Here is a 16,550-nt window from a genome sequence, read left to right as displayed (position 1 = left end):
AGTATTCAGTACTTTAGGTATCGACTTGGAGGTCCGTTGACCACCTCATCCCGCCGCCCGCGCTTCCTCACCTCCGCGGCACTGCTCCTCCTGGCGTCCCTCACCGGCTGCGGCGCCTCGGCCGACGACGCGTCCCCCGAAAGGCGCGACTTCCCCGCCGGCTCCCGGCTCACCATCACCAAGGACGAGGGCGACCTGGACATCCGCCCCGCCGACGTCGAGAACGTGCAGGTCACCCGCTGGTTCGACCGGTGGCTGCTGATCGGCGGCGAGCCGACCGCCACGTGGAAGCTCGCCGGCGACCGGCTCACCCTGGCCACCGACTGCGGCGCCCTGATCGGCGGCTGCGCGGTGCGCTACGAGGTGCTGGTACCGAGGAACCTGGCGGTCGCCATCGAGGGACAGAACGGGACGGTCTCGGCCACCGGCTTCGGCGCCGCGCTGCGCATCCGCAGCGACAACGGCGCGATCACGGTCGACGGCGCCACGGGCCCGCTCGACCTGCGCAGCGAGAACGGCGAACTGCGCGCCACCGCGACCAGGTCACCGCGGGTCTCCGCGACATCCGAGAACGGCCGGGTCGACCTGTCGTTCGCCGCCCCGCCGCGACAGGTGGCCGTGACCACCGAGAACGGCGAGGTGCGGGTGACGGTCCCGCCCGCCGCCTACAAGGTCACGACCGCCACCGACAGCGGGGACGTCCGCACCGAACTCCCCACGCGGCCCTCCGCCTCCCGTTCGATCACCGTCCGCACCGAAAACGGGCCGATCGCCCTGAGCACCGCGCGACGGACAGCTGACGGCAGCTGACAAAGTCGCGCCCCCCGCACACGCTCGCGCGTCCGCGCGGCGGCGGGGTGCTCCGGCGTCCGCCGCCGAGCGGCTGCACGCATGCGTCGACCTAGCCGCGGCCACCGGAGGGACGTGCGGGCGGCGGCCCTACGGACGGGAGCGGGGTGCGGGGCGGCTCGGTGAGCGGTGCGTTCGTGCAGCGGCCGCTCCGCGCTGACGAGCCGTTCGCCCGGCGTCCATCCGGGAGCGATGGGGTCGACGACGCCCCCATCGTGATCAAGGAGGGACGCATGCGTTCGCTCTTCTCCGCCCCCCTGGCCGCCGCCCTCGCCGGCGTGCTCGCGCTGGCCGTCGCGGCGCCCGCCGCGGCCGGGCCGCGGCCGGGCGTCGACCTCGGCCGCCCGCTGCCGCAGGCCCACGCCCACAACGACTACCACCACGAGCGGCCGCTGCTGGACGCCCTGGAGCACGGGTTCACCAGCGTCGAGGCCGACGTCTGGCTCGTCGACGGCGAACTGCTCGTGGCGCACGACGCCTGGGAGCTGCCCGAGGCGGGCACCTTCGAGGACCTGTACCTGGACCCGCTCACGAACCTGGTCAAGGGCAAGGGCCGCGGCGTGTACCCCCGCTGGGACGGGACGTTCCAGCTGCTGGTGGACATCAAGACCGAGGCCGAGTCCACGTACGCCGCCGTCGAGGACGAACTGGCCGAGCACCGGCGGATCCTGGCCCGGTACCAGCGCGGGAAGGTGCACCGCGGGCCCGTCCAGGCCGTCATCAGCGGCAACCGCCCGCTGGAGACCATGCGGGCGGCGAAGCGGCGGTACGGGTTCTACGACGGGCGCTCCGGCGACCTCGGCGGCCCCCTCGACGCCCGGCTGATGCCGCTGGTCAGCGACAACTGGAACAACCTGTTCGGCTGGCGGGGCGTCGGCCCGATGCCCGCCGCCGAGCGCGCCCGGCTGCACGAGATGGTGGACTCCGCGCACCGGGCCGGGCAGCGCATCCGGTTCTGGGCGACCCCGGACGCGCCGGGTCCCGCGCGGGACGCCGTCTGGACCGAGCTGCGGGCCGCCGGTGTCGACCACATCAACACCGACGACCTGCCCGGCCTGCGGGAGTTCCTCACCGGGGGACGGCAACCCGCCTACGGGGCGGCGGTGAACCGCCGGTAGACGTCGAACGCGGGCTTCGGGGTGTAGTCGTCGTGGAGCAGCCCGAACCGGTGGAACAGGCCGTCACGGGACGAGTCGGCGTCGCGGAGCGCGAAGTGCAGGTACGCGCCGAGGTTGAGGGCGCCGCTCGTCCGGACGACCGCGTCCAGGACGGCTTCGAGGACCTCGGCCTGGCGTTCGGGGGCGCGGCCGGGTCCGGTCGGCCAGCCGTTCTCGGTGATGTGCAGCGGGACGGAGGCCGGGATCCCGGCCGAGGTCATCAGGTCGCGGTGCATCTCGAGGAGTCCGGCGGTGGCGGCGCCCGGATCGGGGGCCGGCATGAACGCGTCGGGGAAGAAGTCGAGGCCGACGTAGCCGAGCGCGTCGAGGAAGGGGCGACCGCCGAGGTCGGTCAGCTCGGCGAGGAAACCGGCGGCCGGGCCGAACAGCGGGGTGGTGTTGAAGCCGACGCGCAGGTCGGGCAGGCCGAGGCGGTCGGCCTCCGCGCGGGCGGCGGCGACGCCCTCGACGAGGGCCCGGCGGACGTCCGGGTAGTGGCCGTCGAGTGTGGGGATTCCGGCGACGTTGGGCTCCTCGGTGATCTGCAGCGTCGCGGTGGCCGGGCCGTGGCGGCGGACGGTGTCGCGGACGAACTCCAGGTAGCCCGGCACGTCGCCGGACTCCGACTGGTACTGGACGACGAGGTCGAGGCGGCGCCCGTCCCCCGCGTACCGCTCGACGTCGTGCGGCGTCTCGACGCGAGGGCGTCCGGGGTCGGTGAAGCCGCGGTAGCCGCGAACGAGGAACGGGCCGTCGCCCTGCAGCGCCCGCAGGGCCTCGAGGATCTTCGCGGGGTCGTCGGCGGGGCCGGTGGCGAGGCCGCCCTCGTCGTCGCCGGTGATCCCGCCGGGATAGATGCCGAACTCCATCAGTCCTCCTCGCTGCCGGGCCAGGTGAGCGTTCCGTCGGCGATCTCCGTGAGGACTCCCTCGACCCACGCCAGTTCGGCCTGGACGAGCGCGCGCGCGTACTCGGCCTCGATGACGTACAGGCGGGGCACGTCGGCCTCGGCCAGTCCGGTGTCGAGCCGGGCGAGGTCGTCGCGGAGGCGCCCGGCCCGTTCGGTCAGCGCGGCGGTCGCGCCCTCGGGGCCGAGCGCCCCGAGGTAGGCGACGGCCGTGAGGAAGACCGGGTACTCCTGCCTCGGCACCCGGATCAGCTCGTCGAGCCGGGCGGTGAAGGCGGTGCGGCCGCCCGGGGTCAGCTCGTAGACGGTCCGGGCCGGGCGCGTCCCGTCCCGGACGGTCTCGCGAGCGCGGGCCCAGCCCTGCCGTTCGAGCGCCGCGACGACGTCGTACAGCGAGCCCCGGTTCGTCCGGACGTTCGTCCCGCGCTCGCGGAGCACCACCCCCATCTCGTACGGGTGCATCGGTCGTTCCAGCAGCAGGCCCAGAACCGCGAGGGCCAGCGGGTTGTCCACGCTTCGCGCCATAGTCGCTCCCTGATATCAGAAACCGACTATACCTCCGTCAGGGTCCGGAACGTGCGCAGGAGGACGTGCGCGAGGTTGTAGACGACGAGGCCCGGTGGTGCGGCGGCGGCCTGGGCCGGGTCGTTGACGATCGTCGTCATCGGCACGCCCGCGGCGGCCGCCGCCGATCGGACGGCCTCGGTGGCGGAGCGGACGGCCGGTTCGGCGGCGCCGCCGGTCAGGCCCATCGCCACCGAGAGGTCGGCGGGCCCGACCATGATCGAGTCCACCCCCTCGACGGCGGCGATCTCCGGGGCGTTCGCGACGGCCTCGGGGGTCTCGGCCATCACGACGACGATCGTCCGTTCGGCGGATCGCCGCAGGTGGTCGGGGACGGATACCGCGCCGAACCGGCCCGCGCGGCTGTAGGTGGCGAAGCCGCGGGTGCCGAGCGGCGGGTAGTGCGCGGCGGCGACGGCGGCGCGGGCGTCGGCGGCGGTGTCCACGTGCGGGACGACGATCCCGGTGGCGCCGAGGTCGAGCACCCGCAGGACCAGCCCGGGGTCGCCCGGCCCGACCCGGACCAGGACGTCCAGGCCGTGGGCCTCGGCGGCCGCGATGTGGTGCTGGAGCGCGACGAGGTCGGCGGGGCCGTGCTCGAGGTCGATCAGCACGTGGTCGAGGCCGGCGACCCCGGCGAGTTCGACGAGGAACTCGCCGGGGAGGCGCAGCAGCCCGCCGAGGGTCTTGTCCCCGGCCCGGATGCGCTGCTTGAGCCCGGTCATCGCGCGACCATCCCGGCCGACAGGTCGATGTCGGCCGCGCACAGCCCCGGCATCGCCAGCATCGACACGAGCGCGGTCGCCACCTCGTCCTCGGTGACCATGCGGCCGAGGGCGGCGCGGGAGACGAACGCGCGCTCCGCGGCGGCCGCGTCGGTGCCGGTGCGCTCCGCTTCGAGGCGGAAGTTGCGCTCCATGCGCGGGCCCGCGACCGGGCCCGGCGACAGGGAGTTGACGTGGACGCCGAGCGGCCCGACCTCGGCGGCGAGCGTGGTGGTCAGCCCCAGCACCGCCGTCTTGGACGCGCAGTACGGGGTGCGGGCCGCGAGGGGGCGCTTGCCGCTGACGGACGCGACGTTCACGACGTCGCCCGTCCCGCGCTCGACCATCGCGGGCAGGAACGCGCGGCACATCAGGTAGACGCCGCGCACGTTCACGTCGAACACCGCGTCCCATTCGTCCGGTTCGATGTCGACCAGGGGCTTCACCGGGCCCGGAACGCCCGCGTTGTTCACCAGGATCGACACTTCCTCGTCCGCGAGCTCGGACGCCAGCGCCGCGACGCTCGCCGGGTCCGCGACGTCGCAGGCGGCGGCGCGTCCGGGGACGGGCAGTTCCGCGGCGACCGCGTCGAGCTTCGCCCGGTCGCGGCCGACGACGAGCACGCGGGCGCCGGCGCGGGCGAGGGCGCCCGCCATCGCCGCGCCGAGCCCGTTGCCGCCGCCGGTGACGAGCGCCGTCCGCCCCGCGACCGTCACGACGGCTCCCCGGCGAGAGCGTCGTCCATCCACGGGAAGGACGCGTCGCCGAACCTCGCGGCGCGGACGTCGCCGGAGCGGGCGTGGCCCTCGAACAGCTCGACGCGCGCCGCCCGCCCGCACACCTCGCCGAGGCGGGCGCTCGCGGCCGGGTCCGTGACCTCCTGGTACGTGACGGTCTTCAGGTACTTCCCGACCCACAGGCCGCCGGTGTAGCGGGCCGCGCCGCGGGTGGGCAGGACGTGGTTCGTGCCGATGACCTTGTCGCCGTACGACACGCACGTCCCCTCGCCCAGGAACAGCGCCCCGTAGTTCCGCATCCGGTCGAGGGCGCGGCGGGGGTCGGCGGTCAGGACCTGGACGTGCTCGGACGCGTACCCGTCGGCGACCTCGAACGCCTCGTCGACCGAGTCGACGACGACGATCTCGCCGTGGTCGCGCCAGGCCGGTCCGGCGAAGTCGCGGGTCGGCATGCCGGGCAGCAGCCGGTCGACGTGCGCGGACACCTCCCGGCCGAGATCGGCGGAGGTGGTGACCAGGACGGCCGGGGAGTCGGGGCCGTGCTCGGCCTGGGACAGCAGGTCGACCGCGACGGTGAACGGGTCGGCGGTCTCGTCGGCGATCACCAGGATCTCGGTCGGACCCGCGAACAGGTCGATGCCGACCTCGCCGAACAGCTGCCGCTTGGCCTCGGCGACGTACGCGTTACCCGGCCCGGCGAGCATGTCGACGCGGCCGATCGTCTCGGTGCCCACGGCCATCGCCGCGACCGCCTGGACGCCGCCGAGCAGGTGGATCTCGTCGGCGCCCGCCAGGTGCATCGCCGCGACCGTCGCCGCCGGGATCTCGCCGCGGATCGGCGGCGTGCACGCGACGACGCGCGGCACCCCGGCGACCTTCGCCGTCACGATCGTCATGTGCGCGGACGCCGTCAGCGGGTACCGGCCGCCCGGGACGTACGCGCCCGCCGCCGCGACGGGCACGTGCCGCTGCCCGAGCCGGACGCCCGGCAGCGTCTCGGCCTCGAAGTCGGTCATCGAGTCGCGCTGCAGCTTCGCGAACCCGCGGACCTGCTCCTGCACGAACTCGATGTCCTCGATGACCTGCCGGGGGACGCCCGCGACGATCCGCTCGACGTCGGCGTCCGACAGCCGGAACGACGGCGGCGTCCAGGCGTCGAACTTCTCCGAGTACGCCCGGACGGCGGCGTCACCGCGCTCCCGGACGTCCGCGATGATCTCCTCGACGCGGGTGCGGACCTCGCCGAGGTCCCGCGCGACGCGGTCCTTCGGCACCGGCTTCTTCAGGACGTGGGGCACGACGCCCTCCTCTTCGTTGTCGGTTGTTCGTCGAGCCATTCGCGGAGGACCCCCGCCAGGACGCGGGGACGTTCGATCGGCAGCAGGTGGCCCGCGCCGGGCAGCACCCGCAGCCGCCCGGCCGGCGCGGTCTCGGCGATGTGCCGGTGGAACCCGACCGGGCACAGCGCGTCCGCGCCGCCGCAGACGGCGAGGACCGGGCACGTCGCGGCGGCCAGCGGCGCGGACGCGTCGCGGCGGGTCGCCTGCGCGGCGAGCTGCGCCCGGAACGTCTCGGGGCCGGTCCGGTGCGCCATGCCGAGGAACCGGTCGTCGTGGCCGGGCTCGGCGAACATCGCCGGGAGGATCTCGCGGACGACGTCGCCGAACGCGCCGCGCTCCGTCCGGGCGGACATCGCGCGCCAGCCGTCGAGCTGGACGGGCGTCGGGGCGCCCGCGTTGGTGGAGATCGCGCAGAACGCGGTGACCCGCTCGGGCGCGAGGCGCAGCACCTCGAACCCGACGATCGCGCCGAGGCTCAGCCCGACGAGCCGGAACGGGCCGTCGGCGGCGGCGAGCACCTCCCGCGCCATCCCGGTGATCGTCGGCTCGGTGATCGCGACGGGCGTTCCGGGGACGTCCGCGTCCGCCCACAGGTCGGCGTCGCAGAGCATCCCGGGGACGAGCAGCGTCGGCGGCGGTGTCGGCGTCATCGCGGGAGCAGGGCGGCCGGCGCGCGGTAGCCGCCGGGGTCGAGGGCGACGCCGGCGTCGGCGGCGCGCTTGACGACGTCGTCGTCCCACTCCAGCCGGACGCGCGCGTCGCCGCCGTTCACCACGACCATCGACGCCTCGCCGTCCCCGGCGCCCCGGATCGTCCGCCACGCCCACGCCGGGACGGACAGCATGTCCCACGGCCCGAGCCGGACGGTCCGTTCCTCGCCCGGCCCGTTGAGCGTGACCTCCCACTCGCCGTCCTTGACCATCAGGACCTGCGACTCGCCGTGCCGGTGCCGGCTCACGCCCTCGCCGGGACGGGCGCGCAGCCAGGCGACGCTGTGCCCGTGCGGGTTGTGGACGATCGGCTCCTGGAAACGGTCCTCGGTCATGCCGTGGCCGATCACGGACGCGAGCCGCGCGCCGCCGCCGGGCAGCCCGGAGTCGAGGAAGGGCGCGTCGCTCCAGCTCAGGTCGTCCGGGGTGGCGACGCGGCGGCGCAGCTCATCGGCGGTATAGGAGCGCAGCCCGGCGATCTGCTCGGCCGAGACCGGACGGACGGTGCGCGTGCCCTCGGGGACCGCCTCGCCCGCGACCGTGTCGATCAGCTCGCCCGACTCGGTGAGGAACAGCCCGTGGTCGGCGGCCTCGCGGAGCACCGACGGGCCCCAGATGATCCCGCCGGTGTCGTCCTCGCCGAGGGTCGTGAAGAGCCAGCCGTCGTCGGGCCCGACGTTGGTGAAACCGCGGAAGATCCACGTCGGGATGGACGCGATGTCGCCCTCCCGGAGCAGCAGCTCGCCGTCCGTGCCGTCCGCGCCCCAGCGGAGCAGGAACTCCCCGCGGAAGCACAGGAACACCTCGGCGGTGAAATGCAGGTGCAGGCTGTTGGTCACGCCGTTCGGCATCGCCGCCGCGCCGATGTTGTAGCCGTGCGGCTCGCGCAGGTTGATCACCTGGCCGGGGCTCTGGCTCACCCCGGGGCCGATCATCGCGTAGTTCTCCTTGCGGTCCGATCCGGGCGTCCGGCAGTCGATGAACGCCTGGTCGCAGGAGACGAAGTCGTCCCGCCGGATCGTCCGCCGGGCCAGCTCATCGGCGTCCACCACGACCGGGGGCGGGTCGGTGTCCTGAGTGTTCATACGTATGCACATTACGCGGGCCGGGTGCGGTGTTGTCAATCGTTCCGGCGGTGATCGGCCCCCTCGCGCGGCTGCATAGACGTATGCTTGCCAGGGTCGTTCGAGGTGCGCAGGCGTGGAGGCAGCAGGTGGGGATCACGAGCCGCGACGTGGCCCGGCTGGCCGGCGTCTCCCAGCCCACCGTGTCGCGGGCGCTGCGCGGCGACGTGCGGGTGTCCGCCGCGACGCGGGAGAAGGTGCGCGAGGCCGCGCGGGCCCTCGGGTACGTGCCGAGCGAGGCGGGCCGCAGCCTGTCCACCCGCACGTCCCGGCGCATCGGGGTGCTGGTCACCGACCTGACCAACCCGTTCTACCCGCACCTCGTCGGCCCGCTCCACGACGAGCTGGGCCGGCTCGACTACCGCATGATGCTGTTCACCGAGCGCAGCGACGAGGCCCTCGCCTACGAGCGGCTGCTCGACCGCTCGATCGACGGGGTCGTCCTCGCCACCACCACGCTCGGCTCCGACCTGCCCGCCGAGCTGCGCCGCCGCGACCTGCCGTTCGTCTACCTCAACCGGGAGGGCGGCACCCCCGGCGACGCGGTCGTCGTCGACAACCGGCGCGGCGCCGGGTACGCGGCGCGCGAGCTGGTCGGGCTGGGGCACGAGCGGATCGCCGGGATCTTCGGCCCCGAGGACACCAGCACCGGCCGCGACCGCGAGTACGGCCTGCGCCTCGCGCTCGCCGAGGCCGGCATCGGGCTGCCGGAGTCGCGCGTGCGGCGCGGGCCGTTCGAGTTCGACACCGGCTACGCCGGGCTCACCGGGCTGCTGGCCGCCGAGGAGCCCCCGACCGCCGTGTTCTGCGGCAACGACGTCATCGCGATCGGCGCCCTGGACGCCGCGCGCCGGTTCGGCGTGCGGGTGCCGGACGACCTCACCGTCATCGGCTTCGACGACATCCCGATGGCGTCGTGGGCGTCGTTCGAGCTGACGACCGTCCGGTACGACCTCGGGGAGATGGCCGCCACGGCCGTCCGGCTGCTGGTCGACCGGATCAGCGGCAAGGCCGGGGACGAGCCCGCGCGGGTCGTGCTCGAATCCGAGTTCGTCCCGCGCCACACCCACGCCGCCCCGCCCGCCGCCTGACCTGCCACCTGACCTGCCGCCTGACCCGCCGCCTGACCTCGCGGGCCCCGCCCGTCGCCGCGATCTCGCCCGCCCGACCCTCTGATTTACCTTTTGTCGGGTTTCATCCGATTTCGCTTACCCTCGGCGGGGAGCCGCACTCTCCGCGGCGCCCGCGCACCGGACCCCGTTCCGGCCGTGCATACGGATATGCATAACGTCAGATTCTCCGGCCGCGCCGGACATGCGAGCGCTTTCCATGATGTTGAGCTGCACTAATACTGCGGACATGGCGCCCGTCCCGCCGGGTTAAAAGTGGGCGGACAGGTGTTGAACCGGCGCTGTGAATACGCATACACTGCCCGGACCTGAGACCCCCGTCACCTCATGGCGAAGGAGCCCGCAGTGGATTCGAGGTCCCCAGCCCCCGCATGGAACGTGCTGTGGTGACGGCGACGGCCGAGCGCTCCGCCGCGTCCGGGGCCGCCCCCGCCGGACGTCCGTCCGGGCCGGGCGCGGGCCGCGGGCGGCGGATGCGCCGGGCCGCGCAGCCCTACCTGCACCTCGCCCCCGCGCTCGCCGCGGTCCTGCTCACCACCGTCTACCCGCTGGTGTCCGCGCTCGTCACGAGCTTCCGGCACTGGCGGCTGAACGAGTCGACGGCGCCCGGCGGCTTCGTCGGCTTCGAGCAGTACCAGCGGGCGTTCCAGGACGACACGTTCTTCAACAGCGTCATGGTCACGCTGTGGTTCACGTTCGTGTCGGTGGTGCTGTCGGTCGGGATCGGGCTCGCGATCGCGCTGATCCTCAACCGGCGCGGCCCGCTGAACGGGCTGACCAAGGCGCTGCTCATCCTGCCGTTCGCGGTGGCGCCCGCGCTCAAGGGCTTCTCGTGGCGGTTCATGATGAACCCCGACCACGGCGTCTACGACAAGATGATCGACTCCGTGCTGCCCTTCGCCGCCGACGTGAACTGGCTCGGGGAGCCGTTCTGGGCGCAGATGGTGCTCGTCCTGACCGAGGTGTGGGGCTGGGCGCCGCTGATCGCGCTGATGCTGCTCGGCGGGCTCGCGTCCGTCCCGCCCGAGGTGAACGAGGCGGCCCGGGTGGACGGCGCCACGGCCTGGCAGCGGTTCCGGCACGTGACCTTCCCGCTGCTGCGGCCGCTGCTGCTGATCGTGATCTTCCTCAAGGCGGTCTTCTCGCTGAAGCTGTTCGACCAGGTGGTCACGATCACCGGCGGCGGGCCGGGGCGCGCCACCGAGACCCTCAACTTCTACGCCTACACGCAGGGCTTCACGTTCCTCGACATCGGCTACGCCTCGGCCGTCTCGTGGATCCTCGTCGTCGTCCTCGGCGTGATCGCGGCGGGCTACCTGGTCGCCATGAACCGGCAGGAGGCGAAATGACCACCCGTGCGACGGGCGGTGCGATGACCGCCCGCAGGGCCCTCGGGAGCGGCCTGCACCTGGTCGCCGTCCTGGCGATCCTGTTCTTCGTGCTGTTCCCGATCGCGTGGCTCGCGATCACCGCGTTCCGCCCGGCGGCGGAGGCGTTCTCGACCTCCCCGGTCTTCGCGCCCACGCTGGAGAACTTCCGCGCGATCATCGGCGGGCAGAACGACCTCACCGCCGCGGCCGTGAACAGCGTCGTGGTCGGCACCGCGACCACGCTGATCTCGCTGCCGATGGCGCTGCTCGCCGCGTACGCGTTCTCCCGGCACCGGTTCCCCGGCCACAAGTCGATGCTGCTCGCGATGGTCGCGACCCAGTTCATCCCGGGCGTGGCGATCGCGCTGCCGTTCCTGACGCTGTTCCACGACCTCGGCCTGCTCGACACCCGCGCGTCCCTGGTGATCGTGAACCTGTCGCTCGTCGTCCCCTACATCACCTGGCTGCTGAAGGGGTTCGTGGACGGGCTGCCGATCGAGATCGAGGAGGCGGCGCGGCTGGACGGCTGCGGCCAGATCACGCTGCTGTGGCGGGTCGTGACCCCGCTGGCCGCGCCGGGCCTGTTCGTCTGCGCGGTGTTCTCGTTCCTGCTGTCGTGGAACGAGTTCCTGTTCCCGACTTTCCTCGCCAAGGAGGAGGCGACGACGCTGCCGGTCGGGCTGATGACGCTCGTCCGCCCGGAGGGCGTCGCGTGGGGGCAGATGGCCGCCGCCGGGCTGCTGGTGATGGTGCCGATGCTGGTGATGTCGATGTTCGTCCGCAAGCACTTCGCGCAGGGCATGACGATGGGAGCGATCAAGTGAAGCGAGGGTTCCTGCGCCGCCGCGCGCCCCGCCGCGCCGCCGCCGCGCTCGCGGTCGTCCTGCTCGCCGCCGGGTGCGGGAACGCCGCCGAGGACCACGAGCTGGCCGACGTCGTGCGCGCCGGGCCCGTCGACGACCTCGGGCTGCGCACCGGCAAGCCCTACGACGGGACGAAGATCCGGCTGCTGATCTGCTGCAACACCACCGCGCAGTTCCTCGGCATCCAGGACCGGACGAGCGCGGAGTTCACGAAGCGGACCGGGATCGAGGTCGAGTGGGCCAACATCCCGTACGAGTCGTTCCTGCAGAAGATCGTCGCGGAGAGCGCGCTCGGCACCGGCACCTACGACCTGGTCGCCTGGACGGACGCGTTCGGCGCGTCCGTCCGGCTCGGCGTGCAGCCGCTCGACGGGGTGATGGAGCGGGCCGGGATGACGCTCGAGGACTACCCGCCGCCGTTCCGCGAGGCCGCGACCGCCGGGGACCCGGGCACGACGTACGGGCTGCCGTTCCGGGGGTACGCGTACTCGATGTACTACCGGCAGGACGTCTACGAGAAGTTCGGGTTCGAGCCGCCGGAGACGTGGGACGAGTACTTCGGCCAGCTCGCGGAGCTGAAGGAGTCGAGCCCGCGGCACCCGATCGCCGGGCAGTACGGGCGCGGCAGCGGGCAGAACCTGTTCACCTGGCTGTCGATGCTGTGGAGCAACGGCGGCGAGCTGTTCGACGCGGACGGGAACGTGGCGTTCACGAGCCCGCAGGGCGTCCAGGCCACCGAGAAGTACATCGAGATGATCCGGAAGGGCTACAGCCCGCGCGCCTCGGCGAACTGGAACGAGACCGACGCCACCCAGTCGCTGGAGCAGGGCCGCGCGGACACCGTCCTGACCTGGACCTGGCAGTACGACGACTTCACCAACCCGAACAAGGTCGCGCCGGAGGTGGCGGAGAACGTCCGGGCCGCGCAGATCCCCGGCTGGGAGGGCAAGGAGCGCGTCCCGTACGGCATGACGTGGCTGATGGGCGTGCTGCGCAGCTCGGAGAAGCAGGGCGCGGCCTGGGAGTACCTCAAGTGGGTGTCCAACGCGAAGACCGAGCGCGCCGTCGCGCTGGACAAGTCGAAGCCCGACCAGGCCACGAGCATCTCCGTGCACACCTCGAACATGCTCGACCCGGAGGTCAACGCGGCGAACGGCGGCATCCCGAAGCTGCAGTACGAGGCGCTGCGCAACGGCCGCGTCATCCCGACCTCCATCAACTGGCCGCAGTTCCAGGACACCCTCGAGGTCGCGATCAACCGGATGGCGCACGGCGGGGACGTCCGGTCCGAGCTGGACGCGGCCGCCGCCCGCATCAAGAAGATCGAGGAGACCGGTGGCTGACGCACCGAAATCGAACCCGCACGAGACCGGCCCGGACGAGACCGTCCCGCACAAGACCGTCCAGGACGTGAGCGGCCTGCGGGAGATCGCGTACGCGCCGTACCGCGACCCCGAGGAGTTCATCACCGAGTGGACCGACCGCATCTGGGTGCGGCGCGGCGTCGGGCTGATCCGCGAGAACTACGCGGCGGACTCGATCGTCCACGGCGCCTACGGGACCGTGCGCGGCGTCGAACCCGTCGTGTCGTCCACCCTGCAGAAGATCAGCGCGTTCCCGGACCGGGTCGGGCAGGCCGACGACGTCGTGTGGGAGGCGCGGGGCGACGACGCGTTCGTCAGCTCCCACCGCGTGTTCAGCGCGGGCACCCACACGGGCGTGTCCGGCTACGGCCCGCCGACGCACCGCCCGTTCGTCTCCCGCACCATCGCCACCTGCCTGTACCGGCGCGGCGTGATGGAGGAGGAGTGGGTCGTGCGGGACGAGCTGGCGGTCGTCCGGCAGCTCGGCCTGGACCCCGACGCCGTCGCGCGCCGCCTCGCGTTCCCCGCCGGCGGCGGCCGCATCCTCGGCGACCCGCCCGCCGCCCCGCTGACCGCCGGCGACTCCGGGGCCCGCCCGGCGGGCGGGGCGCGGCGCGGCGAGTGCGAGCACGCCCTCGAGCTGATCGAGGAGGTGTGGAACGGGCGGCGGCTCGACCGGGTCACCGGCTTCGTCGCCCGCGACGTCACCTGCCACACCACCGGGCACCGCGACGTGATCCGCCCGGACGGCTACCAGCGCGCCCTGCTCGACCTGCTGGCCCCCTTCCCGGACGGGCGGATCGAGATCCGGGACGTCGCCGCGCACGAGTCGGCGCCGCACGGCGGCGTGCGGGTCGGCGTCGTGTGGTTCCTGCGCGGGACCTACGGCGGGACGCCCCGGTACGGGGCGCCCACCGGCTCGCCGGTCGAGGTGCTCGGCGCGTCGCAGTTCCTGTTCCGCGACGGGCGCATCGTCCGGGAGTGGCGGATCTACGACGAGATCTCCGTGCTCGCGCAGATCGCGCACGCCCGCGGCGACGAACCGTCCGAACCGTCCGACCCGGCCTGACCGCCCCTTCCCGTACTTCGCGTTTCGAAAGGTTGCATCATGCGTTTCTCCCCCGCCCGGCTCGCCGAGCTCGAGGGGTCCTACCGGATCCTGAAGGCTCCGGGCTCCACGCGTCCGGCCGCGCAGACCGACCCTGCCGTCGCCGAGCGCGTCTCGGGGATGCTCGCCGGCATCGAGGCCGGCGGCATGGACGCCGTCCTGCGGTACGCGCGGGAGCTGGACGGCTGGGACCGCCCGGACGTCGAGATCCCCGCCGCCGACCTGGCCCGCAGCGGCGACGCCCTGTCGCCCGAGCTGCGCGACGCCCTCGCGCTCGGCGTCGAGCGGACCGCCGCGTTCGCCCGCGAGCAGCGCGCCCGGCTGACCGACTTCGAGACCGAGCTGGCGCCCGGCCTGATCGCCGGGCAGCGGTACGTGCCGATCCAGCGCGTCGGCGCGTACCTGCCCGCGGGCCGGTTCCCGCTGCTCGCCGGGGCCTGCATGACGGTCGGCGTCGCGAAGGCGGCGGGCGTCGGGACGGTCGTGGCCTGCACGCCGCCGCGTCCGGACGGCAGCGCCGACCCGGCCGTCCTGTACGCGGCGCACCTGTCGGGCGCCGACCGCGTGTTCGTGCTCGGCGGCGTCCAGGCGCTCGCCGCAATGGCGTTCGGGCTGCTCGGCGAGCAGCCGGTCGACATGCTCGTCGGTCCCGGCAACGCCTACGTCGCGGAGGCCAAGCGGCAGCTGTTCGGCACCGTCGCGATCGACCTGCTCGCCGGGCCGTCCGAGGTCGCGGTGCTCGCCGACGACACCGCCGACGCCGAGCTGGTCGCCGCCGACCTGCTCGGGCAGGCCGAGCACGGCACCGAGTCGCCGGCCGCGCTCGTCACGACGTCCGAGCGGCTCGGCGAGGCCGTCGTCGCGGCCGCCGAGGCGCAGCTCGCCGACCTCAAGACCAGCGACATCGCCGGGCCCGCCTGGCGCGACTACGGCTCGGTGACCTGGGCCGCCGACGAGGCGACCGCCGTGGCGCTGATGGACGACCTCGCGCCCGAGCACCTGGAGATCCTCACCGCCGACGACGACCGGTACCTGGACGCCCTACACAACTACGGGTCGGCGTTCCTCGGGCCGTGGAGCACCGTCGCGTACTCCGACAAGGGCATGGCGGGCACCAACCACGTGCTGCCGACGGCGGGCGGCGCGCGGCACAGCGCCGGGCTGTCGGTGTCGCGGTTCCTCAAGCCGCTGACCTACCAGCGCGCGGCGCGCGAGGCGACCCCGCTGCTGGCCGAGCCGGTCGAGGTGATCTCCGCGTACGAGGGTATGGCCGCACACGGCGCCACCGCGACGCTCCGGCTCGCCCGCTACCGCTGAACCGTGCACGAACGAGAAGAGAGGCTGACGTACATGGCGGACGACGAGCACCGCGACGAGCAGAACGGCGACGGCGGCACCGGCGGCGCGCCCGGCGCCCCGGGGGCGGACCGGGCGCCGGGGGCAGCGGTCGCGATGTCCGCGCCCGTCCGGCGGACCATGCCGTCCGACTTCGCGATCTCGGTCCGGCCGGGCCACGGCGCGGACGTCCCCGGCACCGTGCACGGGGCGCGCAGGCAGCCGATGCGCGGGTTCGAGGACGCCTACACCGACATCGTCGACTACATCGTGCGGATCACCCACCGCATCTGGGAGGACCAGGACGTCGGCTACATCTACGACACCTACAGCCCCGGCTGCCGCCTCTACGACGACACCGGCTTCAAGTACGGCGTCGAGCAGCTCGTCGGCGGAACGATCCAGGGGATCAACGCCTTCCCCGACGTGCGGCACTACGCCGACGACGTGATCTGGGCCGGGGACGAGGACCAGGGGTTCGTCACCTCGCACCGCGCGATCAACATCGGGCACCACACCGGCCCGTGGCGCTGGGGCCCGCCGACCGGGCGCCGCCTCGAGACCTGGGTGATCGCGAACTGCGTCGTCCGGGAGAACGAGATCTACGAGGAGTGGGTCCTCTACAACACCGCCTCGAAGCTGGCGCAGCTCGGCGTCGACGTGCGGGAGGCCGCCCGGACCTACGGCAACGAGGGCGGCACCGCGCCGTTCGGCGAGCGCGGCGTCACCGAGGTCGAGCGGCTGATCGGCGGCCGCCGCCCGCGGCCGTACCCGGCGGCCGACCCGCGCGCCGGGTTCGATCTGGAGCACACCGTCCGCGCCCTGTTCCACGACACCTACAACCGGCGCGACCTCAGCGCGATCGACCGCGCGTACGCGCCGAACGTCCGCTGGCACGGGACGTCGAACCGGTCCGGGTACGGGCGCGCGGACGTGCGCGCGATGGCGCGGAACCTGCTCGCCACGTTCCCCGACCTGGGGATGCAGGTCGACGAGGTGTACTGGATGGGCAACGACCGCGACGGGTACGCGGCGTCCGTCCGGTGGACGGCGGCGGGCACCCACCGGGGGCACGGCCTGTACGGGCGCCCGACCGGACGCCGCGTCCACCTCTGGGGCATCTCGCAGCTGTACTTCTCCGGCGGCCGGATCGTGGAGGAGTGGACACTGTTCAACGAGTTCGACGTCCTCGCCCAGCTCCTGCGCGACGACCCGGCCTGACCGGCGG

Annotated in this window: 16 protein-coding genes; 9 read left to right on the top strand and 7 right to left on the bottom strand. The window is 73.5% G+C overall.

Going from position 1 to position 16,550, the window contains the following annotated elements; all coding sequences use genetic code 11:
- The first annotated feature begins 36 nt into the window (after positions 1–36).
- Together F7P10_RS23190 and F7P10_RS23185 are read left to right on the top strand one after the other, a co-directional pair.
- The gene (locus tag F7P10_RS23190) at positions 37–810 is read left to right on the top strand and encodes a DUF4097 family beta strand repeat-containing protein (RefSeq protein ID WP_176611625.1); all 774 of its coding nucleotides are present in this window, start codon (positions 37–39) and stop codon (positions 808–810) included.
- Between the two features lie 272 nt (positions 811–1,082).
- Complete coding sequence (locus F7P10_RS23185; RefSeq protein WP_151012172.1) at positions 1,083–1,967, top strand: phosphatidylinositol-specific phospholipase C/glycerophosphodiester phosphodiesterase family protein; 885 nt, start codon at positions 1,083–1,085, stop codon at positions 1,965–1,967.
- Here the strand turns inward: F7P10_RS23185 and F7P10_RS23180 are convergent.
- From F7P10_RS23180 to F7P10_RS23150, 7 genes are read right to left on the bottom strand one after another with little or no spacing between them, the layout of a single operon-like run.
- Positions 1,940–2,875 (bottom strand): hypothetical protein, encoded by a 936-nt coding sequence (locus F7P10_RS23180; protein ID WP_151012170.1) that lies wholly within the window; start codon positions 2,873–2,875, stop codon positions 1,940–1,942. The genes F7P10_RS23185 and F7P10_RS23180 overlap by 28 nt on opposite strands.
- Complete coding sequence (locus F7P10_RS23175; protein WP_151012168.1) at positions 2,875–3,438, bottom strand: helix-turn-helix transcriptional regulator; 564 nt, start codon at positions 3,436–3,438, stop codon at positions 2,875–2,877. The genes F7P10_RS23180 and F7P10_RS23175 overlap by 1 nt, the downstream gene beginning before the upstream one ends.
- Positions 3,439–3,464: 26 nt before the next feature.
- Positions 3,465–4,202, bottom strand: a complete 738-nt coding sequence (locus tag F7P10_RS23170) for an HpcH/HpaI aldolase/citrate lyase family protein (protein ID WP_151012166.1) — start codon at positions 4,200–4,202, stop codon at positions 3,465–3,467.
- Positions 4,199–4,957, bottom strand: a complete 759-nt coding sequence (locus F7P10_RS23165; protein ID WP_151012164.1) for an SDR family NAD(P)-dependent oxidoreductase — start codon at positions 4,955–4,957, stop codon at positions 4,199–4,201. Before F7P10_RS23165 ends, F7P10_RS23170 begins: the two co-directional genes overlap by 4 nt.
- Complete coding sequence (hisD, locus tag F7P10_RS23160) at positions 4,954–6,276, bottom strand: histidinol dehydrogenase (protein WP_151012162.1); 1,323 nt, start codon at positions 6,274–6,276, stop codon at positions 4,954–4,956. Before hisD (F7P10_RS23160) ends, F7P10_RS23165 begins: the two co-directional genes overlap by 4 nt.
- On the bottom strand, positions 6,261–6,968 hold the full coding sequence (locus F7P10_RS23155; RefSeq protein WP_151012160.1) for an alpha/beta fold hydrolase: 708 nt from the start codon (positions 6,966–6,968) through the stop codon (positions 6,261–6,263). The genes hisD (F7P10_RS23160) and F7P10_RS23155 overlap by 16 nt, the downstream gene beginning before the upstream one ends.
- Positions 6,965–8,113 (bottom strand): cupin domain-containing protein, encoded by a 1,149-nt coding sequence (locus tag F7P10_RS23150; RefSeq protein WP_151012158.1) that lies wholly within the window; start codon positions 8,111–8,113, stop codon positions 6,965–6,967. Before F7P10_RS23150 ends, F7P10_RS23155 begins: the two co-directional genes overlap by 4 nt.
- 128 nt (positions 8,114–8,241) lie before the next feature.
- On the opposite strand from F7P10_RS23150, the gene F7P10_RS23145 reads away from it, so the two are divergent.
- From F7P10_RS23145 to F7P10_RS23115, 7 genes are all read left to right on the top strand, one after another.
- Positions 8,242–9,243 carry a LacI family DNA-binding transcriptional regulator gene (locus F7P10_RS23145; protein ID WP_151012156.1) on the top strand — a complete coding sequence of 334 codons (1,002 nt, stop codon included), beginning with the start codon at positions 8,242–8,244 and terminating at the stop codon, positions 9,241–9,243.
- A 410-nt stretch (positions 9,244–9,653) separates the two neighbouring features.
- On the top strand, positions 9,654–10,631 hold the full coding sequence (locus tag F7P10_RS23140) for a carbohydrate ABC transporter permease (RefSeq protein ID WP_151012154.1): 978 nt from the start codon (positions 9,654–9,656) through the stop codon (positions 10,629–10,631).
- Positions 10,628–11,476 (top strand): carbohydrate ABC transporter permease, encoded by an 849-nt coding sequence (locus F7P10_RS23135; RefSeq protein ID WP_151012153.1) that lies wholly within the window; start codon positions 10,628–10,630, stop codon positions 11,474–11,476. The genes F7P10_RS23140 and F7P10_RS23135 overlap by 4 nt, the downstream gene beginning before the upstream one ends.
- Positions 11,473–12,858: an ABC transporter substrate-binding protein gene (locus F7P10_RS23130; protein ID WP_176611624.1), complete on the top strand. Its 1,386-nt coding sequence runs from the start codon at positions 11,473–11,475 to the stop codon at positions 12,856–12,858. The genes F7P10_RS23135 and F7P10_RS23130 overlap by 4 nt, the downstream gene beginning before the upstream one ends.
- A complete protein-coding gene (locus F7P10_RS23125; RefSeq protein WP_218040122.1) occupies positions 12,851–13,948 on the top strand; it encodes an ester cyclase in 1,098 nt (365 codons plus the stop codon). Before F7P10_RS23130 ends, F7P10_RS23125 begins: the two co-directional genes overlap by 8 nt.
- A gap of 39 nt (positions 13,949–13,987) precedes the next feature.
- Positions 13,988–15,304 carry a histidinol dehydrogenase gene (gene hisD / locus F7P10_RS23120; RefSeq protein ID WP_151012149.1) on the top strand — a complete coding sequence of 439 codons (1,317 nt, stop codon included), beginning with the start codon at positions 13,988–13,990 and terminating at the stop codon, positions 15,302–15,304.
- 3 nt (positions 15,305–15,307) lie between these two features.
- Positions 15,308–16,543: an ester cyclase gene (locus F7P10_RS23115; RefSeq protein ID WP_218040121.1), complete on the top strand. Its 1,236-nt coding sequence runs from the start codon at positions 15,308–15,310 to the stop codon at positions 16,541–16,543.
- Positions 16,544–16,550 lie beyond the last annotated feature (7 nt).

Source organism: Actinomadura sp. WMMB 499, assembly GCF_008824145.1.
In the GTDB taxonomy this organism is placed as follows: domain Bacteria; phylum Actinomycetota; class Actinomycetes; order Streptosporangiales; family Streptosporangiaceae; genus Spirillospora.
The sequence above is the reverse complement of the archived record's forward strand: the minus strand, read 5'-3'. Positions and strand labels throughout refer to the sequence as shown.

Bases quoted from the DNA above. Each gene is read 5' to 3' on its own strand.
- F7P10_RS23185 (WP_151012172.1), top strand. From the start codon at position 1,083: ATGCGTTCGCTCTTCTCCGCCCCCCTGGCCGCCGCCCTCGCCGGCGTG.
- F7P10_RS23180 (WP_151012170.1), bottom strand. From the start codon at position 2,875: ATGGAGTTCGGCATCTATCCCGGCGGGATCACCGGCGACGACGAGGGC.
- F7P10_RS23175 (WP_151012168.1), bottom strand. From the start codon at position 3,438: ATGGCGCGAAGCGTGGACAACCCGCTGGCCCTCGCGGTTCTGGGCCTG.
- F7P10_RS23170 (WP_151012166.1), bottom strand. From the start codon at position 4,202: ATGACCGGGCTCAAGCAGCGCATCCGGGCCGGGGACAAGACCCTCGGC.
- F7P10_RS23155 (WP_151012160.1), bottom strand. From the start codon at position 6,968: ATGACGCCGACACCGCCGCCGACGCTGCTCGTCCCCGGGATGCTCTGC.
- F7P10_RS23150 (WP_151012158.1), bottom strand. From the start codon at position 8,113: ATGAACACTCAGGACACCGACCCGCCCCCGGTCGTGGTGGACGCCGAT.
- F7P10_RS23140 (WP_151012154.1), top strand. From the start codon at position 9,654: ATGGAACGTGCTGTGGTGACGGCGACGGCCGAGCGCTCCGCCGCGTCC.
- F7P10_RS23135 (WP_151012153.1), top strand. From the start codon at position 10,628: ATGACCACCCGTGCGACGGGCGGTGCGATGACCGCCCGCAGGGCCCTC.
- hisD (WP_151012149.1), top strand. From the start codon at position 13,988: ATGCGTTTCTCCCCCGCCCGGCTCGCCGAGCTCGAGGGGTCCTACCGG.